The organism is Bradyrhizobium sp. 27S5, assembly GCF_037217225.1.
Taxonomy (GTDB): Bacteria; Pseudomonadota; Alphaproteobacteria; order Rhizobiales; family Xanthobacteraceae; genus Bradyrhizobium; species Bradyrhizobium septentrionale.
The window spans coordinates 4,677,460-4,704,408 of record NZ_CP147714.1; the positions used below are offsets into that span (position 1 = coordinate 4,677,460).

General features: G+C 64.6%; 25 protein-coding genes. 13 read left to right on the forward strand and 12 right to left on the reverse strand.

Features of this window, described 5'->3' with window-relative positions:
* Positions 1-111 precede the first annotated feature (111 nt).
* The 3 genes from trpD to moaC all read left to right on the forward strand — a co-directional run bounded on the left by trpD (position 112) and on the right by moaC (position 2,556).
* Complete coding sequence (gene trpD, locus WDM24_RS21900) at positions 112-1,125, forward strand: anthranilate phosphoribosyltransferase (protein WP_338826837.1); 1,014 nt, start codon at positions 112-114, stop codon at positions 1,123-1,125.
* 65 nt (positions 1,126-1,190) lie between these two features.
* Complete coding sequence (gene trpC, locus WDM24_RS21905; protein ID WP_338826838.1) at positions 1,191-2,012, forward strand: indole-3-glycerol phosphate synthase TrpC; 822 nt, start codon at positions 1,191-1,193, stop codon at positions 2,010-2,012.
* A gap of 4 nt (positions 2,013-2,016) precedes the next feature.
* Positions 2,017-2,556, forward strand: a complete 540-nt coding sequence (moaC, locus tag WDM24_RS21910) for a cyclic pyranopterin monophosphate synthase MoaC (protein WP_338688609.1) — start codon at positions 2,017-2,019, stop codon at positions 2,554-2,556.
* A gap of 17 nt (positions 2,557-2,573) precedes the next feature.
* Here the strand turns inward: moaC and WDM24_RS21915 are convergent, their stop codons facing one another.
* Positions 2,574-2,738 (reverse strand): Flp family type IVb pilin, encoded by a 165-nt coding sequence (locus WDM24_RS21915; protein ID WP_166205334.1) that lies wholly within the window; start codon positions 2,736-2,738, stop codon positions 2,574-2,576.
* Between the two features lie 680 nt (positions 2,739-3,418).
* On the opposite strand from WDM24_RS21915, the gene WDM24_RS21920 reads away from it, so the two are divergent.
* Positions 3,419-6,151: a bifunctional diguanylate cyclase/phosphodiesterase gene (locus WDM24_RS21920; protein WP_338826839.1), complete on the forward strand. Its 2,733-nt coding sequence runs from the start codon at positions 3,419-3,421 to the stop codon at positions 6,149-6,151.
* Between the two features lie 11 nt (positions 6,152-6,162).
* On the opposite strand, the gene WDM24_RS21925 is transcribed toward WDM24_RS21920, so the two are convergent.
* The 5 genes from WDM24_RS21925 to WDM24_RS21945 form a co-directional block, all read right to left on the reverse strand.
* Positions 6,163-7,659: a calcium-binding protein gene (locus WDM24_RS21925; protein ID WP_338826841.1), complete on the reverse strand. Its 1,497-nt coding sequence runs from the start codon at positions 7,657-7,659 to the stop codon at positions 6,163-6,165.
* 312 nt (positions 7,660-7,971) lie between these two features.
* Positions 7,972-9,330, reverse strand: a complete 1,359-nt coding sequence (locus WDM24_RS21930) for a S41 family peptidase (protein ID WP_338826842.1) — start codon at positions 9,328-9,330, stop codon at positions 7,972-7,974.
* 184 nt (positions 9,331-9,514) lie between these two features.
* Entirely contained in the window at positions 9,515-10,702 is a 1,188-nt protein-coding gene (locus tag WDM24_RS21935; protein ID WP_338826844.1) for an NADH:flavin oxidoreductase/NADH oxidase, read from the reverse strand.
* 167 nt (positions 10,703-10,869) lie between these two features.
* Entirely contained in the window at positions 10,870-11,004 is a 135-nt protein-coding gene (locus tag WDM24_RS21940; RefSeq protein ID WP_338826846.1) for a hypothetical protein, read from the reverse strand.
* Positions 11,005-11,386: 382 nt separating this feature from the next.
* The gene (locus WDM24_RS21945; RefSeq protein WP_338826848.1) at positions 11,387-12,403 is read right to left on the reverse strand and encodes an ABC transporter substrate-binding protein; all 1,017 of its coding nucleotides are present in this window, start codon (positions 12,401-12,403) and stop codon (positions 11,387-11,389) included.
* 286 nt (positions 12,404-12,689) lie between these two features.
* Between WDM24_RS21945 and WDM24_RS21950 the strand changes: the two genes are divergently transcribed.
* Positions 12,690-13,913, forward strand: a complete 1,224-nt coding sequence (locus tag WDM24_RS21950) for an ABC transporter substrate-binding protein (protein WP_338826849.1) — start codon at positions 12,690-12,692, stop codon at positions 13,911-13,913.
* 51 nt (positions 13,914-13,964) lie between these two features.
* Here WDM24_RS21950 and WDM24_RS21955 read toward each other — a convergent pair whose 3' ends face one another.
* Both WDM24_RS21955 and WDM24_RS21960 read right to left on the reverse strand, forming a co-directional pair.
* The gene (locus tag WDM24_RS21955) at positions 13,965-14,876 is read right to left on the reverse strand and encodes an amino acid ABC transporter substrate-binding protein (protein WP_338826851.1); all 912 of its coding nucleotides are present in this window, start codon (positions 14,874-14,876) and stop codon (positions 13,965-13,967) included.
* A gap of 106 nt (positions 14,877-14,982) precedes the next feature.
* Positions 14,983-15,909 (reverse strand): DUF3280 domain-containing protein, encoded by a 927-nt coding sequence (locus WDM24_RS21960; RefSeq protein WP_338826852.1) that lies wholly within the window; start codon positions 15,907-15,909, stop codon positions 14,983-14,985.
* Positions 15,910-16,145: 236 nt separating this feature from the next.
* Here WDM24_RS21960 and WDM24_RS21965 point away from each other — a divergent pair, with 236 nt between their 5' ends.
* Both WDM24_RS21965 and WDM24_RS21970 read left to right on the forward strand, forming a co-directional pair.
* Positions 16,146-17,579, forward strand: a complete 1,434-nt coding sequence (locus WDM24_RS21965) for a sensor histidine kinase (RefSeq protein ID WP_338826854.1) — start codon at positions 16,146-16,148, stop codon at positions 17,577-17,579.
* Positions 17,576-18,238, forward strand: a complete 663-nt coding sequence (locus WDM24_RS21970; RefSeq protein ID WP_338826856.1) for a response regulator transcription factor — start codon at positions 17,576-17,578, stop codon at positions 18,236-18,238. The genes WDM24_RS21965 and WDM24_RS21970 overlap by 4 nt, the downstream gene beginning before the upstream one ends.
* 20 nt (positions 18,239-18,258) lie before the next feature.
* Here WDM24_RS21970 and WDM24_RS21975 read toward each other — a convergent pair whose 3' ends face one another.
* The 4 genes from WDM24_RS21975 to WDM24_RS21990 all read right to left on the reverse strand — a co-directional run bounded on the left by WDM24_RS21975 (position 18,259) and on the right by WDM24_RS21990 (position 22,296).
* Positions 18,259-19,224: an alpha/beta hydrolase gene (locus tag WDM24_RS21975; RefSeq protein WP_338826858.1), complete on the reverse strand. Its 966-nt coding sequence runs from the start codon at positions 19,222-19,224 to the stop codon at positions 18,259-18,261.
* 162 nt (positions 19,225-19,386) lie between these two features.
* Positions 19,387-20,565 carry an MFS transporter gene (locus tag WDM24_RS21980; protein WP_338826860.1) on the reverse strand — a complete coding sequence of 393 codons (1,179 nt, stop codon included), beginning with the start codon at positions 20,563-20,565 and terminating at the stop codon, positions 19,387-19,389.
* On the reverse strand, positions 20,565-21,932 hold the full coding sequence (locus WDM24_RS21985) for an NAD(P)-binding domain-containing protein (RefSeq protein ID WP_338826862.1): 1,368 nt from the start codon (positions 21,930-21,932) through the stop codon (positions 20,565-20,567). The genes WDM24_RS21980 and WDM24_RS21985 overlap by 1 nt, the downstream gene beginning before the upstream one ends.
* A gap of 46 nt (positions 21,933-21,978) precedes the next feature.
* Positions 21,979-22,296: an ArsR/SmtB family transcription factor gene (locus WDM24_RS21990; protein WP_029080835.1), complete on the reverse strand. Its 318-nt coding sequence runs from the start codon at positions 22,294-22,296 to the stop codon at positions 21,979-21,981.
* A gap of 128 nt (positions 22,297-22,424) precedes the next feature.
* Here WDM24_RS21990 and WDM24_RS21995 point away from each other — a divergent pair, with 128 nt between their 5' ends.
* The 6 genes from WDM24_RS21995 (at position 22,425) to glp (ending at position 26,828) form a co-directional block, all read left to right on the forward strand.
* Positions 22,425-22,787, forward strand: a complete 363-nt coding sequence (locus WDM24_RS21995; protein WP_338826864.1) for a metalloregulator ArsR/SmtB family transcription factor — start codon at positions 22,425-22,427, stop codon at positions 22,785-22,787.
* Positions 22,788-22,844: 57 nt separating this feature from the next.
* Positions 22,845-23,546 carry an MIP/aquaporin family protein gene (locus WDM24_RS22000; protein ID WP_338826866.1) on the forward strand — a complete coding sequence of 234 codons (702 nt, stop codon included), beginning with the start codon at positions 22,845-22,847 and terminating at the stop codon, positions 23,544-23,546.
* Positions 23,543-23,944, forward strand: a complete 402-nt coding sequence (arsC, locus tag WDM24_RS22005) for an arsenate reductase (glutaredoxin) (RefSeq protein ID WP_166295126.1) — start codon at positions 23,543-23,545, stop codon at positions 23,942-23,944. The genes WDM24_RS22000 and arsC overlap by 4 nt, the downstream gene beginning before the upstream one ends.
* Before the next feature lie 107 nt (positions 23,945-24,051).
* Complete coding sequence (locus WDM24_RS22010; protein ID WP_166295124.1) at positions 24,052-24,201, forward strand: hypothetical protein; 150 nt, start codon at positions 24,052-24,054, stop codon at positions 24,199-24,201.
* A 763-nt stretch (positions 24,202-24,964) separates the two neighbouring features.
* Complete coding sequence (locus WDM24_RS22015; protein WP_166306714.1) at positions 24,965-25,591, forward strand: HAD family hydrolase; 627 nt, start codon at positions 24,965-24,967, stop codon at positions 25,589-25,591.
* A 25-nt stretch (positions 25,592-25,616) separates the two neighbouring features.
* Positions 25,617-26,828, forward strand: a complete 1,212-nt coding sequence (gene glp, locus WDM24_RS22020; protein WP_166295122.1) for a gephyrin-like molybdotransferase Glp — start codon at positions 25,617-25,619, stop codon at positions 26,826-26,828.
* Positions 26,829-26,949: the final 121 nt, after the last annotated feature.

Below are 26,949 nucleotides of genomic sequence, written 5' to 3' on the forward strand. Positions count from 1 at the left end.
CATGATCTAAGCCGCAGACGCTTTCCACGTTTGTCGCAGCGACAGCCGGTTCTCCGCGCGACCACGCGACGCGCGGAGATCAAGCTCCAACAACAGACCCTGAGCCAGCGAATGGACGACCTGAAATCGATCATCGGAAAAGTCGCCACCGGCGCCACGCTGACGCGTGAAGAAGCGGCGTCTGCGTTCGACAGCATGATGTCGGGCGAAGCCACGCCCTCGCAGATGGGCGGGCTGTTGATGGCGCTGCGCGTCCGCGGCGAGACCGTCGATGAGATCACCGGCGCCGTCAGCGCGATGCGCGGCAAGATGCTGCCGGTCAAGGCGCCGGCGGAGGCCGTCGACATCGTCGGCACCGGCGGCGACGGCTCCGGCTCGGTCAACGTTTCGACTTGCGCCGCCTTCATCGTGGCCGGCGCCGGCGTGCCCGTCGCCAAGCACGGCAACCGCGCGCTGTCGTCGCGCTCGGGCTCGGCCGACGTGCTGGCCTCGCTCGGGGTCAAGATCGATCTGACACCGGAGCGCGTCGGACGCTGCGTCTCGGAAGCCGGCATCGGCTTCATGTTCGCGCCCGCACATCATCCGGCGATGAAGAATGTCGGTCCGACCCGGGTCGAGCTCGCCACCCGCACCATCTTCAACCTGCTCGGGCCGCTGTCGAACCCGGCCGGCGTCAAGCGGCAGATGGTCGGCGTGTTCTCGCGGCAATGGGTGCAGCCGCTGGCGCAGGTGCTGAAGAACCTCGGCTCGGACAAGGTCTGGGTGGTGCACGGCTCCGACGGCCTCGACGAGATCACCCTCACCGGCCCGACCTTCGTTGCAACGCTGGAGAACGGCGAGATCAGGACATCGGAGGTGACGCCGGAAGACGCCGGGCTCGGCCGCGTCGGCGGCGAGGCGCTGAAGGGCGGCGATGCCGATGCCAATGCGATCGCGCTGTCGAGCGTGCTCCAGGGAAAGCCGAGCGCCTATCGCGACGTCGCCCTTCTCAACGCCGCCGCCGCGCTGATCGTGGCCGGCCGCGCCAAGGACCTCAAGGAAGGCGTCGCGATCGGCGCGCAGTCGCTCGACAGCGGCGCGGCCGCGGCGCGGCTCAAGCATCTGGTCGCGGTTTCCAACGGCTGAGCATGATCCGAAAAAGTGGGAACCGGTTTTTCGAATCAGATCATGCGCAAATAAGGCGGTAAGCGATGTCCGACATCCTGACCAAGATCGAGGCCTACAAGCGCGAGGAGATCGCCGCCGCGAAGCGCGTGCGTTCGCTCACCGATGTCGAGGCGCAGGTGAAATCAGCCTCGGCCCCGCGCGGCTTCGTCCGCGCGCTGAAGGACAAGCACGCAAACGGCGACTACGCCTTGATCGCGGAAGTGAAGAAGGCCTCGCCCTCGAAGGGGCTGATCCGGGCCGACTTCGATCCGCCGGTGCTGGCAAAGGCCTATGAGGCCGGCGGCGCCGCTTGCCTGTCGGTGCTGACCGATGCGCCGTCGTTCCAGGGCCATCTCGACTTCATGGTCGCGGCCCGCGCGGCGACCAACCTGCCGGTGCTGCGCAAGGATTTCATGTTCGACACCTATCAGGTGGCGGAAGCGCGCGCCCATGGCGCCGACTGCATCCTGATCATCATGGCGGCGCTCGACGATGCCGCGGCCAAGGACATCGAGGATGCCGCGCTCGGCTACGGCATGGACGTGCTGATCGAGATCCACGACCGCGCCGAGCTCGACCGAGCCCTGAAACTCCGCTCGCCGATGATCGGCGTCAACAACCGCAATCTGCGCACCTTCGAGACCACGCTTGCGACCAGCGAGGCGCTGGCGCCGCTGATCCCGCGCGACCGCCTGATGGTCGGCGAGAGCGGCATCTTCACGTCAGAGGATCTGGCCCGCCTCGAGCGGGTCGGGATGTCGACCTTCCTGGTCGGTGAAAGCCTGATGCGCCAGCAGGACGTCACCGCGGCCACCCGCGCCTTGCTGACGCGGTCGGCCGCATCGCGCGCCACCGGCACGCGCTGACGCGATGGCGCGGAAGAGCAAGGCCAAGAGCAAGGCTGCTACCAAAGCCGAGCCGTCCGGCTCCGGCGCCGCCCTCACCCATATCGATGCCAGGGGTGAGGCACGGATGGTCGACGTCTCGGCCAAACCCGCCACTGAGCGGATCGCCGTCGCCGAAGGCCGCGTGCTGATGAGCAAGGCGACGCTCGCGCTGATCGAGCAAGGCCAGGCCAAGAAGGGCGACGTGCTGGCGACCGCGCGGATCGCTGGCATCATGGCGGCGAAGCGGACCTCGGAATTGATCCCGCTCTGCCACCCGCTGGCGCTAACTAAAGTGACGATCGATATCGCAACCGACGCCAAGCTGCCCGGCTGCATCGTCCGCGCCAGCGTCAAGGTGACCGGGCCGACCGGCGTCGAGATGGAGGCGCTGACCGCAGTTTCGGTCGCGTGCCTGACGATCTACGACATGGTCAAGGCGGTTGACCGTGGCATCCGCATCGAAGGCATTCACCTGATCGAGAAGATCGGCGGCAAGTCCGGGCACTATCGCGCCGGCGAGTGAGCTACCGGTGCGCTCGGTTACTTCAGTGAGCCGCTGATCGAATTGAAGGTGCCCGAGAGTTTTGTGCCGACGCCCTTCACCGCGGCAATGATGGCGATCGCAATGCCGGTTGCGATCAAGCCGTATTCGATCGCGGTGGCGCCGGTTTCATCGGCACAAAAATTCCGAACAAGCTTCTTCATGATGACACCCCTCACGCACTGAACTTCGCGGAACGACACGCAAACTACGTGCCGGCGGTCAGTTTGAGCATCGTCATGGACTTAGATCGTAAACGGACGATTACATCGACTTCACACTCGGCAAGGGATTCCGGGTAGCCGCACTGAGCGGCAAAAACTGCAGTTCCGCTTCGGGAACTTTTTGTCCCGTCGTCGATTAGCTCGACGCATCGATTTCGTCACGATTATCGGTGGCAATTTCCGCGCCTTGTTCGATCGCAAGATCTGATGCAGGCCTGCCGCGCGCGGCAATCCCAAATCGGAACACTCAGAACCTCCGTCGGTTATCGCCAGGGCGATGACGAGGAGGATTTGGTGAAAGGATTGCTGATAGCCGTAGGAATTGTCTTTGTTCTTTACATAATGGATCAGAAGTTTGCTCAGGGGCGATATACCGACGCCGTCCAACGCATGACGATTCAGATGAGGCATTCTTTCGGGGTCTAAGGTCGCCTCGGTTGGTGGCCTCTTCCAGATCGGCTCCGGATCACCCGGAGAGCCGTGGCTTCTCGCCGCCTCCAGTAACCATTCGTTAACCAACCTCGCTAACCGCAACTCCATCTCGTTTCGGTACGACTTTCGCGGGCCGGAGGTGCACTGAACCTACCTCCGGGTGAAACGCCTGGAAGCGATAGCGTCAGATGAATCCAAACGGCAGCGCCTCGTTCAACGTCGCCTCGGTGATCGGCCGCGGTCCGATCCGCTGGCTGATCCTCGGCGGCGCCGTGCTGATGGCCGCGATCGCGATCGGCGCGACCCTGATGGCCGAGAATTTCCGCGAGCGCGCTTTGCACAACAGCGAGCGCGAGCTCGAGAACACCGTGCTGCTGCTGGCGCGGCATTTCGACCAGCAGCTCGACGATCTCGAGGTGGTCCAGCGCGACCTGATCGCGTTCATGCGCGACAACGGGATCGCGACGTCGGAGAACTACCGGCGGCGGATGTCGGCCGCCGACATCCATGCGATGCTCAAGTCCAAGATGGACGCGCTGTCCAATGTCGGCAGCCTCAACGTGTTCGATGCCGACGGCGTGCTGATCAACAGCTCGGGCGCCTGGCCGCTGCCGCAGGCCAGCATTGCCGACCGCAGCTACTTCCAGATCTTCAAATCGAGCCCCTACTCGCCTGACATGCAGGTCGCACCGGTGATTAGCCGTATCAGCGGGCTCTGGACCACCGTCATCGTCCGCAAGGTCACCGGGCCGCATGGCGAGTTCCTCGGCGTGGTCGGCCGCGGCATCGAGCCGGCGACCTTCGAGAAATTCTTCTCGACGGTTGCGCTCGGCGAAGGTTCAGCGATCTCGATGCACCATCGGGACGGCACGCTGCTGGCGCGCTACCCCCATGTCGAGGAGCTGATCGGGAAGAATTTCCGCACCGGGCCGGTCAACCAGCAGCAGGTGTTCGAGCTGCCGCAGAGCACCACGCGGTTGGCCAGTCCGGTCGACGGCAAGGACCGCCTGGTATCGTCGCGGGCGCTGACCAAATTCCCGATCGTCGTCGTCGCGACCACCACGACGGAAGCGGCGCTCGCCAACTGGCGCGAGCAGATCGCCATCCTGATCGCGGTGACCAGCATTTCCGTGCTGGCGATCGCGATCCTGCTGACGCTGGTGGTGCGCAAGCTCGTGCAGCAGCATCGCGCCCAGCAGCAGCGCCTGAAGCTGGAGAAGCTCCGGCTCGACACCGCCGTCAACAACATGACGCAGGGGCTGTTGCTGTTCGACGCCGCGCAGCGCCTGGTGATCTGCAACAAGCGCTATGTCGAGATGTACGGGCTGTCGGCCGACATCATCAAGCCCGGCTGCAGCTTCCGGGACGTCATCGTGCATCGCCACCAGACCGGCTCGTTCCAGGGCGACGTCGAACGCTACGTCAACATCGTGCTGCGCGACGTCGCTGTCCGCAACACCATGGTGATCACGACGCCCGACGGGCGTTCGATCCAGGTCGTCAACGAGCCGCTGGCCGACGGCGGCTGGCTTGCGACCCATGAGGACGTCACCGAGCGTCGCCGCGCCGAGGAGCGCATCACGCATCTTGCCCACTACGATGCTCTCACCGACCTGCCGAACCGCGCGCTGTTCCACGAGGAGATCAAGCGCGAGCTGCCGCATGTCGCGCCCGACAGCCAGCTGGCGGTGCTCTATATCGACATCGACGAATTCAAGGGCGTCAACGACTCGCTCGGCCACATGGTCGGCGACGAACTGTTGAAGTCCGTTGCAAGGACCCTGAGCGGCGTGATCGGCGACGGCGATTTCGTCGCCCGGCTCGGCGGCGACGAATTCGCGATCGTGCAGACCGGGGTGAAGAACGAGATCGAGGTCACAGACCTCGTTGCGCGCATTTACGAGGCGATCCGCTTGCCCTATCAATGCCTCGGCCACCAGGTCACCACTGATGCCAGCATCGGCATCGCGCTGGCGCCGAAGGACGGCACCGATGTCGATCAGATCCTGAAGAACGCCGACCTTGCGATGTATGCGGCGAAGTCGGCCGGCCGGCGCGTCTCGCGCTTCTTCGAGCCGGCTATGGATGCCGACGCCCGCGCCCGCCGCGAGCTCGAGATGGAGTTGCGCCAGACCATCGCCGCGGGCCACGGGCTCGAAGTGCATTACCAGCCCTGCGTCGACCTGCGCAGCAACGAGATCACCGGCTGCGAGGCGCTGGTGCGCTGGCGCCATCCACAGCGCGGCATGATCTCGCCGGCCGACTTCGTGCCGATCGCGGAAGAGACCGGCCTGATCAACCAGCTCGGCGAATGGGTTTTGTTGACGGCCTGCAAGGAGGCCGTCAACTGGCCCGATCATGTCAGACTCGCGGTCAACGTCTCGCCGGTGCAATTCCGCAGCGGCACGCTGGCGCTCAAGGTGATCGCGGCGCTCGCGGCGTCGGGGCTGTCGGCGGGCCGGCTGGAGCTCGAGATCACCGAGGCCGTGCTGATCCGCGACGACGAGACGGCGCTGGCCGCGCTGCATCAGCTCCGCGCCATCGGCATCCGGATCGCGCTCGACGATTTCGGCACCGGCTATTCGTCGCTGAGCTACCTGAAGCGCTTCCCGTTCGACAAGATCAAGATCGACCGCTGCTTCGTCACCGACATCGCCGATCCGCAAGGATCGGCCGGCATCGTCGAGGCCGTCGTCAACATCGCCGCCGAGCGCAGCATGACCACGACCGCGGAAGGCGTCGAGACCGCGCAGCAGCAGCAATTGCTGCGCGAGCTCGGCTGCTCGGAAATGCAGGGCTATCTGTTCAGCCCGCCGAAGCCGGCGGCGCAAATCCGCGAGCTGCTGGCCGGGCACCGCCGTGGCCCTGCCGCGGGCGAAGGCCGTACGCGCCGACGCAAACCTGTCGCCGGCGCGGCGTAGGCGTTACGCCACTACGTAAAGCTGAACATGTTGGCGCTGAGTTGTCCGGGCCCTGTGCCGATCAGCCAGACGGCGCTGCCGGCGCTGTCGGTGATGATGGTGGTGTTGATGGCGGCATTATAGAACGAGGCCGCCTGCACGTCGGAAAACGATTGCAGCGAGGTGCCCGCGAAGTTGACGACATCGCTGATCCCGCCGGCGTTGAAGTCCTCGATCACCATGACTTCGTTGGCCTGATCGTTGATGGAGAAGATATCCGAGCCGCCGCCCCCCCAGGCGTAGTCGACGCCACCGCCGCCTTCGATCTGATCTGCGCCCGATCCCATTAGGAATACGTCGGTGCCACTGCCGCCAGTGACGGTGTCGCCGCCATTCGATCCGTAGACGTAATTCTGGCCGGAGCCGCCCTGGATCACGTCGCCATCGGTCTCGCCCGATGCGATGAAGATGTTGAGCCCCGCGCCGCCGGTCATCGTGTCGCTGCCGGCGCCGCCGTAGAAATAATTCGTTCCAAGGCCGCCCGTGAGAACGTCAGCGCCGGCCGCGCCATACATGACGTTGACGTCGGTCGCGGCAATTCCGCCGGAACCGTCCAGCGTGTCCGTGCCGTCGCCGCCGAACAGATAATTGAAGCCGGAATCGCCGTGCAGCGCGTCGTTTCCGTCATCGCCGATCAGGATATCGTTGCCGTAACCGCCGAACATGGCATCGTTGCCGCCGAGACCATACAGATAATCGTCGCCCCAATATCCGTAGAGCGTGTTCGGGCCGGCCTCGCCGATCAGGATGTCGTTGCCGAGGCTGCCGACCGCGACCTGGACATTGAACACGCCGTCATGTCCGATGACAGGCCCGATCGCATAGTGATTGCCGAGGTCGAGCGTCACGCCGCCGCCGACACCGGAAAAACTGACGGTGTTGATGCCGGCGCCGCCGTCGTAGACGTCGCTCGCGCCATCGTCGCGTCCGGCGGACAGATAGTCGTTGCCATTGCCGCCGTTCAGCGTATCGGCGCCGCCGTTGCCGTAGATGACATCATTGCCGTCGCCCCCGTTCAGCGTCTCGCTTCCGTCCTCTCCCGCCAACAGGTCGTTGCCGCTGGTGGTGCCGACCTGTTGCAAAAGCGACGTGTCCGTTGCCTTGAACTGCGTGGTTATGCCACTGGGCTTCTCGGTTTCGCTGATGCGGGTTCCATCAACGAGATAGAAATTGCGGAAGAAATCCCAATCCGGCAAAAAGGGCTCGTAATCTACAAATTCATCGATGACGTAGGCGACATCGAACAGCGATCCCAGGAACAGCACCGTATCGCTGCCGCCCCAGGGAGCAACAGCGTCGGTGCCACCCCCGAGTTCGAACGCGAACGTGTCGTTGCCCGCTCCACCATAAAGGCCATCGTTGCCGGCTCCCCCGTCGAAATAATCGTTGCCGCCCATGCCGTAGATGCGGTCGTCGCCGGCGGTCCCAATCAGGGTGTCGTCGCCGGTCGTTCCGTTGATGGTGTCCATGAAAAACTCCTGAAACAAGAAGCAACGATGCCAGCCAAGGTCGCCAGTATCATCGGGTAAGAAAACCGCTTGGTAAGACCCCGTGCTTTAGACGGGTGGCAATGTGCGAGATCTAATTAGCACTCCGGGGTTGAGTCAATCTTGGACACAAATGGAGACACCCGGACATAAAGACGCTGCATCACCTGATTGGGCGATGAAATCCCACCACCATCGCCGACATGGCGCAGCCCCCCGGGGTTTACGGACATCGCCACCCCAGAAGCAAAAAAGCCGCCCCTCGGGGCGGCTGTTCGCTGTTCGAACGTTGAACTAGTTCGGCACCGGCCGCTTCTGCGCGGCCTTGGTGTCGGCGTTCTTGGCGTCGGCGTTCACGGTGACGCCGCGCAGCTGGTTGAAGGCCGCGGCCAGCGCCTTGTCGTTCTTCTCGTCCGGCGGCACGTAGGATTGCGAGCCGGTCTGCTCGGCGCCCTCGGCTGCAAGATGGCCGCGCATCTTGGCCTCGCTCATGATCTCGGAGCGGGTCTTGAACTCGTCGGGCACATCCTGCAGCACCTCGATGTCCGGCTTGATGCCAAGCGCCTGGATCGAATGGCCCGACGGCGTGAAGTAACGCGCCGTGGTCAGCGCCAGCGCGCCATTGCCGGTACCGAGCGGAATGATGGTCTGCACCGAGCCCTTGCCGAACGAGCGGGTGCCGATCAGGGTCGCGCGCTTGTGGTCGTGCAGCGCGCCGGCGACGATCTCGGAGGCCGACGCCGAGCCGCCGTTGATCAGCACGACCAGCGGCTTGCCCTTGGTCATGTCGCCGCCATGCGCGGTGAAGCGCTGGGTCTCTTCCGGATTGCGGCCGCGGGTCGAGACCACCTCGCCGCGCTGCATCAGGGTCGAGGTCACCGACACCGCCTGGTCGAGCAGGCCGCCCGGATTGTTGCGGAGGTCGACGACATAGCCGGCGAGCTTGTCCTGCGGGACCTGCTTCTGGATCTCCGCGATTGCCTTGCGCAGGCCCTCGGTGGTCTGCTCATTGAACGAGGTGATCCTGATGTAACCGATGTCGCCGCCCTCGACGTGATACTTCACCGGGCGGACGCGGATGATCTCGCGGGTGATCGAGACCTCGATCGGCTTGTCGGCGTCCTTGCGGATGATCTTCAGTCGGATCGAGCTGTTGGGCGCGCCCTTCATCTTGTTGACGGCCTGGTCGAGCGTCATGCCCTGGATCTGGTCATCGTCGATCGTGGTGATGACGTCGCCCGACATGATGCCGGCGCGCGAGGCCGGCGTGTCGTCGATGGGCGCCACCACCTTGACGAAACCGTCCTCCATCGTGACCTCGATGCCGAGCCCCCCGAACTCGCCATGCGTGGTCTCCTGCATCTCCGACCAGCCCTTCTCGTTCATGTAGCGGGAGTGCGGATCGAGCGAGGAGATCATGCCGTTGATCGCCCCTTCGACGAGCTTGGAGTCCTCGGGCTTCTCGACGTAGTCGCTCTTGATCTTCTCGAACACCTCGCCGAACAGGTTGAGCTGCGAATAGGTGTTGCTGGTGTCCGAATGCGCGGCGGCATTGGCGACGGCGAACAGATGCGCCCCCTGCGGCGAGGCCACGAGCAGGGTGAGGCACGCACCCGCAACCGTCCCGAGGAAGAAGCCAACATGTTTGCGCATTATCCGCGATCCTTTTCGCTACCGGCCGGCAACGTTCCGCAACGCTCGCCTGCCCCACCCCGACCGGGGCACCACACAACGGCTTTTTGGTCGGATCAAGGCCGCCTTGTCACCAGACCATTACGGTCCTGTCACGCTGCCTTGGTCAGCTCCAAATCAGCACTTAATCACCCCAAAGCCGGTCTCAAGTCAGCTCCCGGTCGGCCTCTGGCCCAGCCTCCTGCAACCCGTTCTGCCAGGTCGACGGCCGGGTCCCGAATCCGCGCTTGGCTCGCGTGCCCAACCAATAGCCAAACTGCGGAGGAACATTGCGAAATGGCCCTTCAACCCCGAGTTTTTGCGCGGCGTCCATCGGCCAGTTGGGGTTATTGAGGATTTCCCGGCCGACCGCGATCAAATCTGCTTGTTTGTCACGCAGAATCTGCTCAGCCTGGTCACCATGGATGATCAGGCCGACCGCCATGGTCATGATATCGGCATGCCCGCGGACATATTCCGACAGCGGCACCTGGTAGTTGTATTTGATCTCCTTGCCGAGAATCGGCGCCATCTCGCTGATTCCGCCCGACGAGCAGTCGATCACATCGACGCCCCCGGCTTTCAGAATCGTAGCCAGCCGCGCGCTCTGCTCCGGCCCCCAGCCGGCATTGTCCTCGACCGAGAGCCGCACGAACAAAGGCTTGTGCTCCGGCCAGTGCGCGCGCACGGCCTCCGTCACCTCGATCAGGAAGCGCATCCGGTTGGCTTCCGAGCCGCCATAGTGATCGCTGCGCTGGTTGGAACGCTCGGAGAGGAATTCATGCACGAGATAGCCATGGGCGCCGTGCAGTTCCAGCACCTCGAAACCGGCCTCATGCGCGCGCCGCGCCGCCTGCCCCCAGGCCGCGACGAGATCCTTCACCTCATGCGTTTCCAGCGAGCGCGGCACCGGCCAGCGCTCGCTATGGGCAATCGCGCTCGGCGCCACCGGCGTCCAGGCGTCCCAATCTTCGATCTCGGCGGTGCGCTCCAGCGGGCGATCGCCCTCCCAGGGGCGGCTCGCACGCGCCTTGCGGCCGGAATGGCCGAGCTGGATGCCGGCGACCGCGCTCTGCTGCTTGATGAAGCCTGCGAGCCGGCTGAGCGGCGCGATAAATTTGTCGTCCCAGATGCCGAGATCGCCGATCGTGCCGCAGCCGCGCCGCTCGACCTTGGTGGATTCGACGATCACGAGACCCGCGCCGCCGGCGGCAAACTTGCCGGCATTCATCAGATGCCAGTCGGTCGGAAAGCCCTTCTCGGCGGAATATTGGTGCATCGGCGGCACCACGATGCGGTTCTTCAGCGTGACGCCGCGGATGGTGATCGGCGAAAACAGCAGCGTGTCCGACATGGCTTCCTCATCTGGCGTCGTTACCCGGCGCGCCGGGCCGATATTTTGGCCGATCTTGTCTTGTGTTTGGCGCCGACGATATACGCGCCACGCAATGGCCGATAGGGGCACGCTGCCGACCTTTTCGCACACGGCATCGAGGCGAGATCAATGGAGCTGTCTGATTTTTACTGAGCGGTTTTCCGGTTCGCGGACACGTCCGTCGGGCAGTTGGCCCCGCATTCGATCGGCTTCTTCTGGTCGGCAACCCGCCACACGAGCAGCGCGACCAGGACAATGATGGTGACGGTCAGCTTGGCCAATGCGTCGTGATTCAATTTCAGCTCCGCAGAACAATCGGCATAGCTAAGAAAATCGGTTGCATGCGAAATCGGGAGGTGTTGGAGGCCGGCGTCGTCGACCAGTCTCGACCTCGAGTCGGGTTGGTCGACGTCATCATGATACAGTCTTGGTGCGGCCCGCAACCTTTTCAGTCTGCATGGCAGCACGGCACAGCCGGCCGCGGCCGTGCTGCAACACCACCTCCACAGCTGCAGCCTTCACGCTGGGTCGCAAATGACCGGAGTTCCACGCGAAGTGGAATCGGTCGGCGGAGAGCACAGCGCCTTCCGGGAACCCGCACGCCGGTGACGCGGCGCCTGCCCGCTTTCCGCCTCACCCATATGGGCCATGTCGTTGCGGCCGTCAGGATCTCGCAAGCCTGGCCGCGCCGGCGGCGATCACCTCGTTGAAGCTCGTGTCCCAGAATTGTCCAACCTCCGTGCGCGCGTCGAGCACGCCGAGCTTGAGGAAGGTATCGGCGACCTTCTGATGCGTCTCCGGCACGTCGGGCGTCACGCCGGCGAGCGAGAAGTCGTCGCTGCGGCGGGCGAACTGGTCGAGAATGTCCTGCAGCGGCAGATGGGTCTCCGCCACCTGCGCCGCCGCATAGACGGGAAAGTTCTTGTTGGCGAACGCATAGGCACGCTGGATCCGCAGCAGGAAATCGGTCACGGCGGCGTGGCGCAGCGGATCGTCGACCGCCTTCGGATTGGCGTAGATCGGGAAATTGCCGGAGAGATAGCCGACGCCGGTCTTGAGCAGGCGCGCGCCCTGCTTGGTGATGGCGAGCTGCCCGTTATAGCCGTAGATCGCCCAGGCATCGAGCTTGCCGGACGCGAACGCCGTGTAACCGTCCGACGGCGTCAGGTTGATGGCCTCGATATCGCCGAAGGAAAGCCCGGCTTCCTCAAGCTGCTTGGCGAGGAAGTAATGCGCCGTTGTCGCGCGCACATAACCGACGCGCTTTCCCCTGAGATCGGCGATCGAATGGATCGGCGCGTCCTTTGCCGCGACCGTGACCTGGATGTTGAGATCCTCATGGGTGACGGCGATGAAGCGCACCTTGGCGTTCTGGCGCGCAGCGAACATCGCGGGAATCTCGCTGCCCGATCCGATATCGAGCGCGTCGCCGTTCAGCGCCTCGATGTGGAGCACGCCGTTGTTGAGCTCCTTCCACTCGATCTTGTACGGCGTCTTGTCCTCGCCCGCCGCCTGCAGCAGCGGACGCCAGCCGCCCTTGTAATAGGCAACCCGCAGCGTCGCGCCGCCGAGATCGGGACCCCCGCCCGCCCCGCTTTCCGCGCGAGAGGTGCTCGCAATCAGGCTCCCGGCGAGCACGCCGAGCGCGGAACGTCGAGAGATAGAAAATGGCGTGGTCACCGGCTTGGGCTCCTGATCAGCGATTGCAACGTTGCAAGCTTAGGAGAAAAACCGCCGATGTATATGAGACGCTATTTCGTTTTTCGCATCGACTGCAAAAGACCATTCCAAGGATTGCGGTCCCTGCGCGGCAAACTGCTTTTCGGCGCCGCAAAACCTGACCCGGATCAGCGAAAGTGATATCCGCCGCCGCCCTGTCCGTGCCATCTTGTTGATCTAGGTCAATGGGCAGGTGCGGAAGGAACCAAATCTAGGAAGCGGTGGCTGCCTCGCGCGAGTTCTTCCCATGGGTATCTTGATCCGAACTCTGCTGGCCGGCGCCGTCGCGCTGGTGTCGCTCGGCGCCATCACGCAGCAACTGCGCGACCAGGGCGTTTCGGACACCGAAATCCGGATCGGCAATGTGATGCCCTATAGCGGCACGCTGGAAATTTTCGGCCAGATCGGCAAGGCGGAAGCCGCCTATTTCGACATCGTCAACGAACGCGGCGGGATCGGCGGCCGCAAGATCCGCTTCATGTCCTATGACGATCTGTCCGATCCTTCCAACGCCATGGACCTCACGCGCATTCTCGTCGAGACCGACAATGTGCTCCTGATGTTCGGTTCGTTCGGGACGCCGGGGAACCTGGCCGTGCGGAAGTACCTCAACGAACGGCAGGTCCCGCAACTCTTCGTTGCCTCCGGCGACCAGCAGCTGAGCGATCCGTCGGTCTATCCGTGGACCATGGGCTGGCAGCCCTCCTACCGCGAGGAGGGCCGCATCTACGCCAACTACATCCAGGCTTTCTATCCCGGGAAGAAGATCGTGGCGCTCTGGCAGAACGACCAGTTCGGGCGGGATCTGTTCAAGGGGTTGGAGCAAGGACTGGGTGATGTCGCCCATAACATCAGGGTCGACATCGCCTATGATGTCGACGATCAGCATCTCGACGGCCACGTATCGGTCCTGAAGCGATCGGGGGCCGAGATCTTCGTGTTTGCCGGGGTGCCGGAGAATGCCGCCAAGGTGATCCGGGCCGCCGCCGAACACGGCTGGCGGCCAGTGTTCATCGTCAACCAGATGGCAGCATCGATCGAGACGGTGCTCAAACCGGCCGGCACGGAGAACGCCACCGGCGTCATCACCGCCGCCTTCCTGAAGGATGCGAGCGATCCGGCCTGGAAGGACGAGCTCGGCAGCGGCGCCTGGCGCAGCTTCATTGAGAAGTATGCGAAAGCCGGCGGCAAGGATGACGCTGCCGCCGTCTATGGCTATGCCGCCGCCGAAACGCTGGTCCAGGTGCTCACGCAATGCGGCAACGACCTGTCGCGGGAAAACGTCATGAAGCAGGCCGCCGCGCTCAGGGATTATCAGGCGTCCGCGCTGCTCCCCGGCATCAAGATCAACACCGGTCAATCGGACTTCCGGCCCGTCAAGCAATTGCGGCTGTTTCAATTCGATGGCCGCAGCTGGCAGTCGATCGGCGATGTGCTCGATACGGCGTTCGTCGACCCAGGCAAGAAATAACGACGCGGAGTTTTCCAATCCGCGCGCGCTCGCGCGCCCCGCAGGCCCGAGCTACTTCGGAACCTCATAAACGTCGGGATCGAAGCTCGAGCTCGGATGGGCGAACGCATTGCGCAGCGCCGGCGAGATCGGGACGTTGTAGTTGATGCCGTTCGGCGGGGTCGGCTGCTCCAGCCACCTCTTGTACATGACCTCGATCTCCGGGCTCGCGTAGAGCTCCGCCGTCGCGCGGTCGGCCAGCGCCTTGAACGGCGCGTCCTCCCGGCGCAGCATGATCCCGAACGGCTCGGCCTTCGAGAAGGCCTCCTCGCTGATCATGTAGAGCGCCGGCTGCTTCGACCGCGCGATCGCCACGGCGAGCTGGACGTCGTCGAGCGCGTAGGCCTGGGCGCGATCGGTCTCCAGCATCAAAAACGCTTCGGCCTGGTCCTTGGCCGGCAGAACGGTGATGCCGAGCTTGCGCTCGGTATTGACCTTGATGAGCTGCGTGAGGTTCACCGAGCCTGCAACGGCGGTGACCGACTTGCCCTTGAGGTCGTCGATCGTGTTGATGCCGGACGATTTCTTGGCGGCAAAGCGCGTCGCGCTCAGGAAGTGCGAGTTGGTGAAGGTCACCTGCTTTTGGCGCTCCGCGCTGTTGGTGGTCGCCGAGCAGTGCAGATCGATCGTGCCGTTGACCATCAGCGGGATGCGGTTCGACGAGGTCACCGGGAGATAGTCGACCGCGATGTCCGAGATGCCGAGCTCCTTCTTCACGGCATCGACGATCTTGAGGCAGATATCGAGCGCCAAGCCGATCGGCCGCTGATTGTCGTCGAGATAGCTGAAGGGAACGGAGGCTTCCTGAAAGCCGAGCGTGACCTTCCTGGTCTCCTTGATCTTCTGCAGCGTGCCCGACAGCTCTTCGGCGGCCACGGGGCTCGCGGCGAACATGAGAGCGAAAAGGACGGCGGGCAAACGCATCGGCGGCTCCTGTGCGGGGATCAATGGCGGTGATAGCCCATGCAAAGGCCCGGAGGTAGATGACGATGTGTCTAACAGCTATCGCGCTTTGCGATGGTCCGACTGACTATCGCTGCGCCCCGCCCTCGAGCAGCCGGTCGCCGACCAGATGGACCGCGCCACGGGTCCAGGAATAATCGGCGCCCATCCGCAGGCCGCTGTCGCCGCGTGAGACGACCGCGCCGCTGCGGGCGTCGCGCAGCTGAAAGCCGACCGTGTATTCGGTCCGGCTGACCCGCCTGATCACGCCGATCAGCGCTTGATCCGCGCCGAGCTTCTGCGCAATCGCGGCCTCGCAGCCATCACAATCGCGCAGCGCACGCGCCTTGACGGGCTCCGCGGTCGCGCCGCCGGTATCGACCAGGCGGTAGCGGCCCGACTGTGCAAGCCGGTCCCGCACGCCCTTGGTGACATCGGCCAGATAGGCTGCATCGGAGCCGGCAAGGCCGGATGCCGGTGCCGCGGTGGTGTCCTCGAGCTCGAACTCGAACACCGCAAGCCCGATCGGCGCAGCAGTGGCGGTCGCTTCCGGCGGCAGCGCGGCCGCAAGGGCGCCACGCACCTCGCGCGACAAGAACCTCGCCGCGTGCTCCCATGCCTCATCATTGTCGCCACGAAACGTGTAGAGCCTTTCGTAAAGCACGCGGGTCGCGCCGGCATCGATGACGGCGACCTTGGCCCATTGCACCAGCGTGCTCGTCTTCTGCACGCCGCCGATAACCTTGATCCGCGCCTCGTCCGCGGGCGAAACCAGGCGATAACGCGGTTCCGCGGCGACATCGGCACGCAGCTTCCGCATCAATGCATCCAGCCGCCGCTGGTGCGCAGCGGTCTGATCGATGACCTCGCCCGAGGTGTCGACATAGCTGAAATCGTCGATGCTGACGCTGAGCGGGGACGCCGCCGCTGGGCCGGTCTCGGCGCGCAGAGGACAGCTTCCGGCGAGCAGGCCGATCAGGGCAAGGGCGTGCAAAGCGAGACGGGACTGGCGCATGTATCCGGGCCTTTCGGGTGCTGGTGCGGCGGGTCGGTCGCAGCCTAGGCCGGCTGGCCTCTACGCCGCAGCGGAGCGGCTCCCGGCCGGTGCCGGGAAAATTTCACGACGATGGTCCACAGCCAAAGAACACCCAAGGCGGCGCTTCTCGACGCTCCCGTTCTGCCGTTTAATGTGCGTGACGGCCCTGCCCGCCACCGGGCGCCGAGGGCCGTCTGCGACACGAGGATGCGCCGATGTGGATTTGGTCCGGAAGCGATCTTAAGCTGCGGCTGACCTTGCGCGTGGCCGCCGTGTCGACGCTGTGCTTTGCCGCCATCTCAGGCTACTTCCTGATCGACTCCGACCGCGCGGCGCGCGCCAGGATCGCTGCCGTTGCCGATGTCGCCGCCAGGACGCTGGAGCTGCAGCAGAGCAAGATCCAGTGGCTGAACAATCCGCGCGCCGAATTTCCCGATCTCGACAGCATTGCCGCCACGGTCATGACGCCGGGGCTCTGCCTCGCATTTCGCAGCCAAAGCGGCGAGATCAGCCAGCGCTTCTGCGGCGGCGCGCGGACCGACACGGCGGCGCCGCCGCTGGCCTTTGCGGCGCTCTACCGCCGCCTGTTCGATCCGGGCCGCGAGGCCGTGCGCCCGGTGGTGTCGCGCGGCAACGCGATCGGCGAGGCGGTGGCCTGGGTCGATCCGGCGGTGCCGACCGCCGAGGCCTGGCTCGATGCCGGCCGGCTGATGACGGCCTTCATGATCGCGCTGCCGCTGCTCTGCGCCCTGGTCTATGCGGCGCTGGCGCGCGCGCTGCGTCCGACGCTGTTGATCCGCGACGGGCTGGAGCGGATCGCCGCAGGCGACCTCGCCACGCGGCTGCCGCCGTTCGATCTCGCCGAACTGTCGGCGATCGGCGACGTGTTCAACCAGCTCGCCGAGCGCCTCGCCGCGGCACTCTCCGACCGCAATGCGCTGACGCAAAAACTGATCCTGGTGCAGGACGAGGAGCGCCGGCATCTCGCGCGCGAGCTGCATGACGAGTTCGGGCAGTCGCTGGCCGCCATCCGAGCGCTGGCCGCCTCGGCGCGCCAGACCGCGGCCCAGGATTGCCCAGCCCTGCTCGCCGAATGCGACGGCATCGCGCGGACCGCGACCGACATGATGGAGACGTTGCGCGGCGCCCTCTTCAGGCTGCGGCCGCCCGATGTCGACGAACTCGGACTTGCGGCGAGCCTGGAAGGCCTGATCGCCGGCTGGAACGGCCGCAGCCGGGGACAGCCGCGGTTCGAAATCGCCATCTCGGGATCGTTCGAGCGCCTTGCCTCCTCCGTCAGCGCCAATCTCTACCGCATCGTGCAGGAGGCGCTCACCAACGCGGCCAAGCACGCCGGCGCCACGCGCGTGATGCTGCGGCTTCAGATGCACGAAGCGGCGCCTAGCGGCGACAGCGAAATCACGCTCGCGATCGACGATGATGGCCGGCCCGGCGATCCCCAAGGGAATCCCCAAGGCGATCTCCCCCAGTTCAAGTCCGGCATGGGCCTGCTCGGCATGCGCGAGCGGGTCGCCGCGCTCGGCGGGCGGCTGAGCTTCGAGGCCGGACAGCCCAACGGCTCTGCGCTCCGCGTCATCGTTCCCGTCATTGCCAACCGGGAGGCCGCACCCGTGGAGCGAGCGGCATGAGCAATCCGGTGCGAACCATCATGCTGGTCGACGACCACGCCGTCGTTCGCGAGGGCTACCGGTCGATGCTGCAGAAGCAGCCGGGCCTCTCCGTCGTCGCCGAAGCCTCCGACGGCGTCGAGGCCTACCGCCTCTACAAGGAGACCGAGCCCGACCTCGTGATCATGGACCTGTCGATGCCCGGCATCGGCGGCATCGAGGCGATCCGGCGCCTCAGGCAGTGGGACAAGCGTGCAAAGATCCTGGTGTTCACCATGCACCAGAACGCGGCCTTTGCCGTGCAGGCGATCCGCGCCGGCGCCAGCGGCTATGTCACCAAGACCAGCCCGCCGGAGACGCTGGTGCACGCCGTGATGGACGCGCTGTCGGGCAAGATCGCGATCAGCCCGGATATCGACCACGAGCTCGCGCTCAGCCACCTCGCCGGCGAGACCGCAGCCGCCGACCTGCTGACCGCGCGCGAGTTCGAGGTGATGCGCATGCTGCTCGCGGAAAAGACCACCGACGAGATCGCCGAGGCGCTGCACGTCAGCCCCAAGACGGTCGCGAACCTGCATTCCCTGATCAAGGACAAGCTCGGCGTCGGCACCGATATCGAGCTGGTCCGCCTCGCGCTGCGACAAGGCATCCTGACGCAGATCGATCTCGGTGAACGCTGAGCGTGCGGCGGAGCCCGTCCTCAAGTTGCTTCGCTGCTACCGCACAATCGCCCGATAGCTTGTAGCGCCTTCGGTGCCAGGATCATGTCGACATGCTTCAAGCCGGGCAAGATAACCACTGGAATGTCGATGCCGAGACCCCGTACCAGGGGCTCGAATTGGTCCGCGACAACTTGCTCGTCTGCACTCCCAACGAGGATCGTAGCAGGCCGACGAATGTTTCTAAGATACCTCTCGTGCCGCCTGCCAGCGCCAAAATTCATTGCCAATCGATAAGAGTAGCTGGGCGTTCCCTGGGTATTTTGCGGCGATGTCGCGTAGCTGACGACATTAAGTGCATCGAACCAATGAATTCCGATCTGATTGAGCGCGGCGATCGACACGATGCGAGGGACCGCGACATTGGTCCATCCACCGGCATTCGTGCGCAAGGTCGCCGCCCCCGGCAAGATTGGAGCGAGAAAGACGTAGCGGTCAAATAGCAGACCATAAGGGCCACCGGCGAATCTAACGGCGAAACCCGCTCCGGCAGAAAACCCGACAAGCGTTCGGTGCTCGCCACTCTTCGCTGGACCGAGTTGACCTACAAAGTCCGCCAGATCGTCGTCAATTTGACCGATATATTCGATGTCGCCGCGCAAGCCAGAGCCGCCGTGTCCTCGAACGTCCAGCACATAGGTAGTTATGCCGACGGCTCGTAACGTAGTGGCGAGGACATGCATGCTCGGTCCGGGATCAACAGAGCCATGGATCAAAACCGCGACCTGCTCGGATCCGGCACTATACGCGTAATATTGAAGACTGGCTCCATCCCGTGCCTTGAAATGCAGCGGCGTTGGAACGTCCCGGATTTGCATCTGCCTGAATGGCGCCGCCATGGAGATCATGGCGGGCGGCGATGTCGGTGCGTTCAACACTATGACGATCACCGGAATGAGCGCGGCTGTGACGAAGATGGCCAGCAAAGCAGCAAGCAACTTACGCATCCTACCCTCCTCATCGAGAGATTCCGGTCGCTAGAACCATATATAGCAAGGTACCTTGTAATACAAGATACTACTTGTAACGGCCTACGCAGGGCGGTCCGCTGCGCCCGGCTTGCAAAAACTCTGACGCGGACGCTGGCCGCTCTGGCTAAGGACGAAACGTCACTCCGCGAGCACGGATTTAGGCGCGGGCTCCGAGCGCGCCCGCGGCAACAACGCCAGGGCGATCAGTGCCGACAGGCTGAGCCCTGCCGACACCACGACCACCGCCCGTCCCATCGGCTCGATCAAGAGCCCGAATGCCAGCGGCGCCAGCGCCTGGCAGATGCGGGACGGTGCCCCGATCAATCCGAGCCGGTAGGCATAGTTCTCCGATCCGAAGATCGCGAGCGGCAGTGTTCCCCGCGCAATCGTCAGAATGCCGTTGCCCGCGCCGTGCAGGAGCGCGAACGCGGCCGCGGCACCACCGCCGAAGATGCCGATCACGCAGGCCCCGATCGGATGGGTGATGCAGGCAAGTCGCGTCGAGAGCAGCGGATGGAATCGACTGAGCAGGCTCGCCTCGAGAATGCGCGCACCAACCTGCGCCGGACCGATCATCATCCCGGCGAATACGGCCTGCGCCGGCGTCGCTCCGAAGGTTTCCACGATCCGCGGCAGATGCGCGGCCATCGCCGACGTCACCGTCCAGGCGGCGGCGAATGCGAAGGAAAGCACCACCATGGTCCGGTCGATCGGAATATGCGGTTTTGCGGGCGTGCCTTGCGAAGATACCGCACGTAGCGTGCGCGGCAGCAGCAGATTGAGCGGCAGTCCGATGACGAGATGCGCAATCGCCCAGGCAAAGCAGGTCTCCCGCCAGCCGATCGTGGCGAGGCCAAGCGAGCTCAGCGGCCAGCCAACCGTGCTGGCGAATCCCGCAATCAGCGTGATGCCCGTGATCGAGGCGCGCGCATCGCTGCCATAGATGCGTCCGAGCGTGCCGAATGCCGCGTCGTAGAGCCCGAGCCCCATGCCGATGCCGAGCAGCAGCCACGCCGCCGACAGCGTCCACACCGATCCGGACGCGCCGAGCAAAGCGAGCCCGGCAGCGAGGACAACGTTCGACGCACAGAGCACCTGCCGCCCGCCGACGCGATCGATCTGGCGGCCGACCCGCGGGCCGAGCAACCCGGAGATCACAAGCGACGCCGAGAACGCCGCAAAGAACCAGTTGCTGGAAATCCCGAGGTCGTGCGCGATCGGGTCGGCGAGTATCGCGGGCAAATAGTAGCTCGACCCCCAGGCCAATGTCTGGGCCGTGCCAAGCGACGCGATGATGGTCAGTCGACTGCGGTCCATCAGGAACAGCCACAACCGGTGCGACCCGCCGCCTTGGCGGATGCGTCATCCGCACAGCAGGAGTCCACGGCAACGGGAGCCGGACCGCCGCAGCAGCCGCCCGCAGTGCCAGCGCCTTCGACACCCCCGCGCGTGCACACACCGGTCTCCGGCAGTTCCAGTTCCACGCGTTCGGCCGCTTCGCGATCTCCCGCGATATCGGCGGCGATCGAGCGCACCTGTTCGTAGCCCGTGATCATCAGGAAGGTCGGCGCACGGCCGTAACTCTTGATGCCGGCGAGGTAGAGGCCCCAATCGTCCTGAACCAGTTCGCGCGCACCATGCGGCCGCACCGTTCCGCAGGAGTGCTCGTTCGGATCGATCAGGGGCGCCAACGCCGTCGGCGCTTCGATTGCCGGATCGAGGCGCAGACGGACCTCGCCGAGGAACGACAGGTCGGGACGAAATCCGGTGGCGACGATCAATTCGTCGACAACGATGCTGCGTCCGCAACAGGCCGCGGATGTCGCGATCCGGAGCCGGCCATCCAAGCTGCCGATCGCGGCGACCGGAAAGCCCGCCTCGACCTGAACACGGCCCGAGGAAACCAGCGACGCGAAGTGCGCGCCCAATTCGCCCCGGGCGGCCAATTTGTCATTCGCGCCGCCACCAAAGGCCTTTGCAGGGTTGGTGCCGCGAAGCAGCCAGATCGGGTGCGTGCCCGGCTCCTGCTCCGCCAGCGTCGTCAAATCGGTCAGCGTGCCGATCGCGGAATGCCCGGCCCCCAGCACGGCAACCGCCCTGCCCGCATATCGGCCCCGGTCCTTGCCGAGCACGTCAGGCATTCCGTAGGTGATATTCCGTTGGGCCTCGCGCTCCCCAATCGCGGCAAGCCCGTTTGCACCAGCCGGGTTCGGCGACGACCAGGTGCCGGAGCTGTCGATCACGGCGTCGGCGCGCAGCGTCTCCGGACCTCTGCCGTTCTGATAGCGAATTTCGAACGGCGCCTTTTCGCGGTCCTTCGTCTTGGCCTTGTCAAACCCGGCACGTGACACCGCGGTGACACGGCTTGACGTCCGGATCACATCCTTGAGCGGCGTCCGGGTCGCGAGCGGAATGAGATACTGATCGAGCAGTTCGCCGCCGGTCGGGTACACCTTGGGATCGGGCCGATTCCAGCCGATGTCGGCAAGCAGCCGCGCGGCGGCTTGATCCACATTGTATTCCCAAGGCGAGAACAGCTGAACATGCTGCCATTGCCGAACCGCATGGCCGGCCCCGGCTCCCGCCTCCAGCACCACCGGCGTCATGCCGCGCTCCATCACATGCGCCGCCGCCGCAAGGCCGACCGGACCCGCTCCGATGATCGCGACCGTCTTTGCTGGCATCTGCTCATCCCGTCTTTCTGGAATTATGGAATGACCCGACAAAAAATCAGGCCGCCGTCTGCGCCGCGTTGCATTGCGATTCCTCGACGCAACACTCCGCCACGAGGAAATCCACCAAGGCTTGCATCGTGGCGTATTCGGCATGGCAGACCAGCGTGGTCCCCTCGCGCAGCTGCGAGATCAGGCCAACGGAGACCAGTGCCTTGACGTGATGCGACAGCGTCGACGCCGGAATCTTCAGCCGCTCCTGCAGGCGCCCCACCGGCATGCCGGCATGGCCGGCGCGGACAAGGGCTCGGTAAATCTTGAGCCGGGTCGGATTGCCCAGCGCTTCCAGGCGTGCTGCTGCGTCGTCGATCTTCATCCGCAAAGCATGCGTCCTCGCCCGACCTCCGTCAATCGATATTTCTAGAATATTCGAAATATATGATGCAGCCGTTTGAGGCGGAATCCCGCTTGACCTCAATGCGATATTTCCATAAATCTGGATATATGGAATCGGAAGAAGCAGTGCTGGCTCTCGCCGCACTTTCGCAACCGACCCGGCTGGAGGCGTTTCGGGCGCTCGTCAAACACGAGCCCGAGGGACTCGCGGCCGGCGACCTCGCCCGCCTGCTGGAGGTGCCGCAAAACACCCTGTCGGCGCATTTGTCGATCCTCACCCGCGCACGCCTGGTCACCTCCGAAAGGCGAAGCCGATCGATCGTCTATCGCGCCAACCTCGACGAGTTTCGCAACGTCGCGGTGTTCCTGCTGCGCGATTGCTGCGACGGACGGCCGGAGATTTGCGCGCCGGTTGTCGAGAGCTTACAGCCCTGTTGTCCTCCGCAGCGAAAGGAGCGAACGCGTGGCTGAGCAAGGCGCGATCGATTTCGCCGGCCGCGCAGTTCATCCAGAGCCCAGGGCCAATTGATGGACACGTTCGACCTTCCCCGGCGCCTTGCCGCCGAAGCGCTCGGCACCGGCATTCTCGTTGCGACCGTGGTCGGATCCGGCATCATGGCCGAAACCCTGACCAAGGATGTCGCTCTTGCGCTTCTCTGCAACACGTTGCCGACAGGGGCGATCCTCGTCGTCCTGATCACCGTGCTCGGTCCGGTTTCCGGTGCCCATTTCAATCCGGCCGTAACGCTCGTCTTTACCGGCCGGCGCGAGCTGCCGGTGAACGAGGCCGTGCTCTACATCGCAGCGCAGATCGCAGGCGGCGCCGTCGGCACGATGGCGGCGCATCTGATGTTCGCTCATCCCTTGATCGACCTGTCGATGAAGGTCCGGACCGGCGGAGCGCAGTGGTTTGCGGAAGCCGTGGCCGCCTTCGGCCTGGTCGCCACCATTCTGGCCGGCATCCGCTTTCAGCGCGCGGCCGTTCCCTGGCTGGTCGGGCTCTACATCACAGCCGCCTACTGGTTCACGGCATCGACGTCGTTCGCCAATCCGGCCGTTGCGATCGCACGCTCCCTCACCAACACGTTCGCCGGTATTCGGCCCATCGACCTTCCGGGGTTCATTCTCGCCGAGCTCTGCGGCGCGATGGCCGGCATGTTGCTGATGAACTGGCTGCTCGGCCGTCCCAAACTGTCCGGCGGCGTTGCCATTGCGGAGACACGACCATGACCGTCACGATTTATCACAACCCGGATTGCGGCACCTCGCGCAACACGCTCGCGATGATCCGCCAGAGTGGCACCGAGCCCGTCGTCATTGAATATCTCAAGACGCCGCCGTCGCGCGAAACACTCAAGGAGCTGATTGCCGCGATGGGAATCTCGGTGCGCGCCCTGCTGCGCGAAAAGGGAACGCCTTACAAGGAGCTCGCTCTCGACCAGCCGAAATGGACGGACGACGAATTGCTCGATGTCATGCTTGCGCATCCCATTCTCATCAATCGTCCGATCGTGGTGACGCCGAATGGTGTGCGGTTGTGCCGGCCGTCAGAGGCCGTCGTCGACCTTCTGGACGCTCCGGTTGGACGGTTTGTGAAGGAAGACGGCGACGTGGTCGAGGCGCGGTAAGCGGCCGAGGCCCCATGGCAACCCAATTGAGAGGGTCTTCCCATCGGTGGTTCCCCGGACAAGGCACAAGTTTCCTCGGAAGGAGCCGGAACGGACACGGACCCACGTTGGTTGAACAGATTGATTTTCGAAAAGGGAGCGTCATCACCGTGACCCGGAAAACCTTACAGGCACGCTCCGAGCAAGCGCTCGTCGTCATCATTCTCAGCACCGGCGCGCTCATCGCCTATTTCGGTCTGGCGCTTTCGAGGATGTGAAAGGGCGGCTCCGAAGTAGCTTGATGCGCCAAGGCCGGTGCCCCTGCCACTGAGTTGCCCGACGGCGCAAGCCCCTCGCGCAAAAATATTTCTGTTTATCGGCACACCCAACTCAGTGTATGAATTGTCCCGTCTCACCCGATCGAGGGGCGCTGCGCATCGTCACGGGTGTTGCGGTGAGATGCGGTGGACGCCGATTGCGCGACTGACGAGTGTGCATGAGGCGGACGGTGAAGTCGTGTGGTCCTGACGCCCTAGTGGCCGGTGTCCCCTTGTGAGACGCAATTGCGTCTTGCGAAGGCGGTGACAAAAAAGCCAAGTCTCGCCGGGGAGAGCACGAAGTAAGCCGTAACCCATCGCGCAGGGAAAGCCGGATTGCTCCGGTTACACCTGTGGTCCTACCCCCGGTGCTTTTTGTTGCACCGGACCCATGGGTGCGATCGGCACCCGGCTTTCCCTGCGCCCTCTGATTTTAGAGCGGCGAAACGACAGGTAAGACTCGGGCAAATCATGTCGCGAGAATGCGGAACTGTATCTCCGTCCTCGCTGTCATCGCCCGGCTCGACCGGGCGATCCAGTACGCCGCGGCTTCTCGGCTCACACACCGGCGTCTCTGGAATACTGGATCACCCGCATGCGCGGGTGATGACACCGCGCAAGAATGGACCGAGCCGGAATGAACGTCAGCACCCTGGTCGCATGCCTGCCGCACAAATCGGGGACATTGCCGCCTGCCCGCAATTTTCGTACATGGTTTCACGCAATGACCTCGCAACTCACCCCCGACTCCGCCGACGTGCTGCTGTTCGATATCGGCCGCGTCGTGCTCGATATCAGCCTCGACAAGGCGATCACGCACTGGGCACAGCATGCCGGTTGCGCGCCGGCCGACCTCGCCGGCCGTTTCGTCGTCGACGACAGTTACAAGCATCACGAGATCGGCCGGATCGACGACGCGGCGTTCTTTGCGAATTTGCGCCAGTCGCTCGGCGTCGAGCTCACCGACGCGCAATTCCTCGAGGGCTGGAATTCGATCTTCACCGGCGAGATGCCGGGCATCGCCCCCCTGCTCGCGGCCGCCGCCAGACGAATGCCGCTCTACGCCTTCTCGAACACCAACCCGGCCCATGTCGCGCATTTCTCGGTCGCCTATGCCGAGCTGCTCAGCCACTTCCGGACCGTGTTCCTGTCCTCGAGCATCGGCCTTCGCAAACCCGACGCCGCGGCCTACGATCATGTGATAGAAGCGATCGGCGTGCCGGCGTCGCGGATCCTGTTCTTCGACGATCTGGCTGCCAATATCGAAGGTGCGCGGGCGCGCGGCCTTCAAGCCATCCACGTGACATCGACGGATGACGTGGCAAGGGCGCTGACCGCACTTGGTATTTGACCATTTGCCTTGAGGAGTTTTGCGCGTGGCCCTGATGCCGGTTGCCGATGCCCTGTCCGCCATTCTTGCCGGTGCCGAACCGCTGCCGGGGGAGATGGTCGCGCTCGATGCCGCCTACCATCGCACGCTGGCGCACGACCTCGCGGCGCGCCGCACCCAGCCGCCGGAGCCGATGTCGGCCATGGACGGCTACGCGGTGCGCGCCGCCGATGCGGCTGATCTCAAGTCCCGGCTCAAGGTGATCGGCGAAGTCGCCGCCGGCCGGCCGTTCGAGCGGACGCTCAGTGCCGGCGAAGCGGTGCGGATCTTCACCGGCGGCGTCATCCCCCATGGCGCCGATGCCGTCATCATCCAGGAAGACACCCGGGTCGATGGCGACCACATCTCGATCACCGAGGCAGCGAGCCCGGGACGGCACATCCGCCCGGCCGGCGTCGACTTCCGTGAGGGCGACCTGCTGCTCAACGGCGGCAGCCGCCTGTCCGACCGCGCGCTCTCGCTCGCGGCCGCCATGAATTATCCGGAACTCGCGGTGCGCCGCCGCCCGAAGGTCGCGGTGCTCGCCACCGGCGACGAACTGGTGATGCCGGGCTCCCAGCCCGGCCCCGGCCAGATCGTCTATTCCAACGGCTATGCGCTGCGTGCGCTGGCGCGCGCCGAAGGCGCCGAGACCGTCGATCTCGGGGTGGCCGCCGACACGGTGGCCGCGACCACGGCCGGTATCCGCCGGGCGCGGGAGGCCGGCGCCGACATCCTGATTACGACCGGCGGCGCCTCGGTCGGCGACCACGATCTGGTCAAGCAGTCGCTGGAGGCAGAGGGCGTCGCGATGGCGTTCTGGCGGATCGCGATGCGGCCCGGCAAGCCGATGATGCACGGCCGGCTCGGGGCCATGCGGGTGATCGGCCTGCCCGGCAATCCGGTGTCGTCCTATGTCTGCGCCTTCCTGTTTCTGGTGCCGTTGATTCGGGCTTTGAGCGGCCGGAACACGATCCATCATGTCCGCACGACCGCCCTGCTCGGCCGCGACCTCGCCGCCAACGACCAGCGCGAGGACTATCTGCGCGCGCGTCTCGAGGAGCGCCAGGACGGCGCGCTGATCGCCACGCCGGTGATGCAGCAGGATAGTTCGCTGCTCGGGAATCTCGCTGCGGCGCGGGCACTTCTGGTACGTCCGCCGTTTGCGCCCGGCGCCGCCAAGGGCAGCGAATGCGAGATCCTCACACTGCCCGACTGAGGTTTTCGCGGGCTGCCGATTGCGCGCCGCCTGATGCGTTCACCGGAAATTAAGTGGTTGCGGAACACATATCGAACATATAGTGTCCGTTCATGATTTGTTTCGAGTACTGGTGTCTACA

Excerpts from the sequence above, each read along its gene's own strand:
- trpD (WP_338826837.1), top strand. The coding sequence starts at position 112 with ATGGACGACCTGAAATCGATCATCGGAAAAGTCGCCACCGGCGCCACG.
- trpC (WP_338826838.1), top strand. The coding sequence starts at position 1,191 with ATGTCCGACATCCTGACCAAGATCGAGGCCTACAAGCGCGAGGAGATC.
- moaC (WP_338688609.1), top strand. The coding sequence starts at position 2,017 with ATGGCGCGGAAGAGCAAGGCCAAGAGCAAGGCTGCTACCAAAGCCGAG.
- WDM24_RS21915 (WP_166205334.1), bottom strand. The coding sequence starts at position 2,738 with ATGAAGAAGCTTGTTCGGAATTTTTGTGCCGATGAAACCGGCGCCACC.
- WDM24_RS21920 (WP_338826839.1), top strand. The coding sequence starts at position 3,419 with ATGAATCCAAACGGCAGCGCCTCGTTCAACGTCGCCTCGGTGATCGGC.
- WDM24_RS21925 (WP_338826841.1), bottom strand. The coding sequence starts at position 7,659 with ATGGACACCATCAACGGAACGACCGGCGACGACACCCTGATTGGGACC.
- WDM24_RS21930 (WP_338826842.1), bottom strand. The coding sequence starts at position 9,330 with ATGCGCAAACATGTTGGCTTCTTCCTCGGGACGGTTGCGGGTGCGTGC.
- WDM24_RS21935 (WP_338826844.1), bottom strand. The coding sequence starts at position 10,702 with ATGTCGGACACGCTGCTGTTTTCGCCGATCACCATCCGCGGCGTCACG.
- WDM24_RS21950 (WP_338826849.1), top strand. The coding sequence starts at position 12,690 with ATGGGTATCTTGATCCGAACTCTGCTGGCCGGCGCCGTCGCGCTGGTG.
- WDM24_RS21955 (WP_338826851.1), bottom strand. The coding sequence starts at position 14,876 with ATGCGTTTGCCCGCCGTCCTTTTCGCTCTCATGTTCGCCGCGAGCCCC.
- WDM24_RS21960 (WP_338826852.1), bottom strand. The coding sequence starts at position 15,909 with ATGCGCCAGTCCCGTCTCGCTTTGCACGCCCTTGCCCTGATCGGCCTG.
- WDM24_RS21965 (WP_338826854.1), top strand. The coding sequence starts at position 16,146 with ATGTGGATTTGGTCCGGAAGCGATCTTAAGCTGCGGCTGACCTTGCGC.
- WDM24_RS21970 (WP_338826856.1), top strand. The coding sequence starts at position 17,576 with ATGAGCAATCCGGTGCGAACCATCATGCTGGTCGACGACCACGCCGTC.
- WDM24_RS21975 (WP_338826858.1), bottom strand. The coding sequence starts at position 19,224 with ATGCGTAAGTTGCTTGCTGCTTTGCTGGCCATCTTCGTCACAGCCGCG.
- WDM24_RS21980 (WP_338826860.1), bottom strand. The coding sequence starts at position 20,565 with ATGGACCGCAGTCGACTGACCATCATCGCGTCGCTTGGCACGGCCCAG.
- WDM24_RS21985 (WP_338826862.1), bottom strand. The coding sequence starts at position 21,932 with ATGCCAGCAAAGACGGTCGCGATCATCGGAGCGGGTCCGGTCGGCCTT.
- WDM24_RS21990 (WP_029080835.1), bottom strand. The coding sequence starts at position 22,296 with ATGAAGATCGACGACGCAGCAGCACGCCTGGAAGCGCTGGGCAATCCG.
- WDM24_RS21995 (WP_338826864.1), top strand. The coding sequence starts at position 22,425 with ATGGAATCGGAAGAAGCAGTGCTGGCTCTCGCCGCACTTTCGCAACCG.
- WDM24_RS22000 (WP_338826866.1), top strand. The coding sequence starts at position 22,845 with ATGGACACGTTCGACCTTCCCCGGCGCCTTGCCGCCGAAGCGCTCGGC.
- arsC (WP_166295126.1), top strand. The coding sequence starts at position 23,543 with ATGACCGTCACGATTTATCACAACCCGGATTGCGGCACCTCGCGCAAC.
- WDM24_RS22015 (WP_166306714.1), top strand. The coding sequence starts at position 24,965 with ATGACCTCGCAACTCACCCCCGACTCCGCCGACGTGCTGCTGTTCGAT.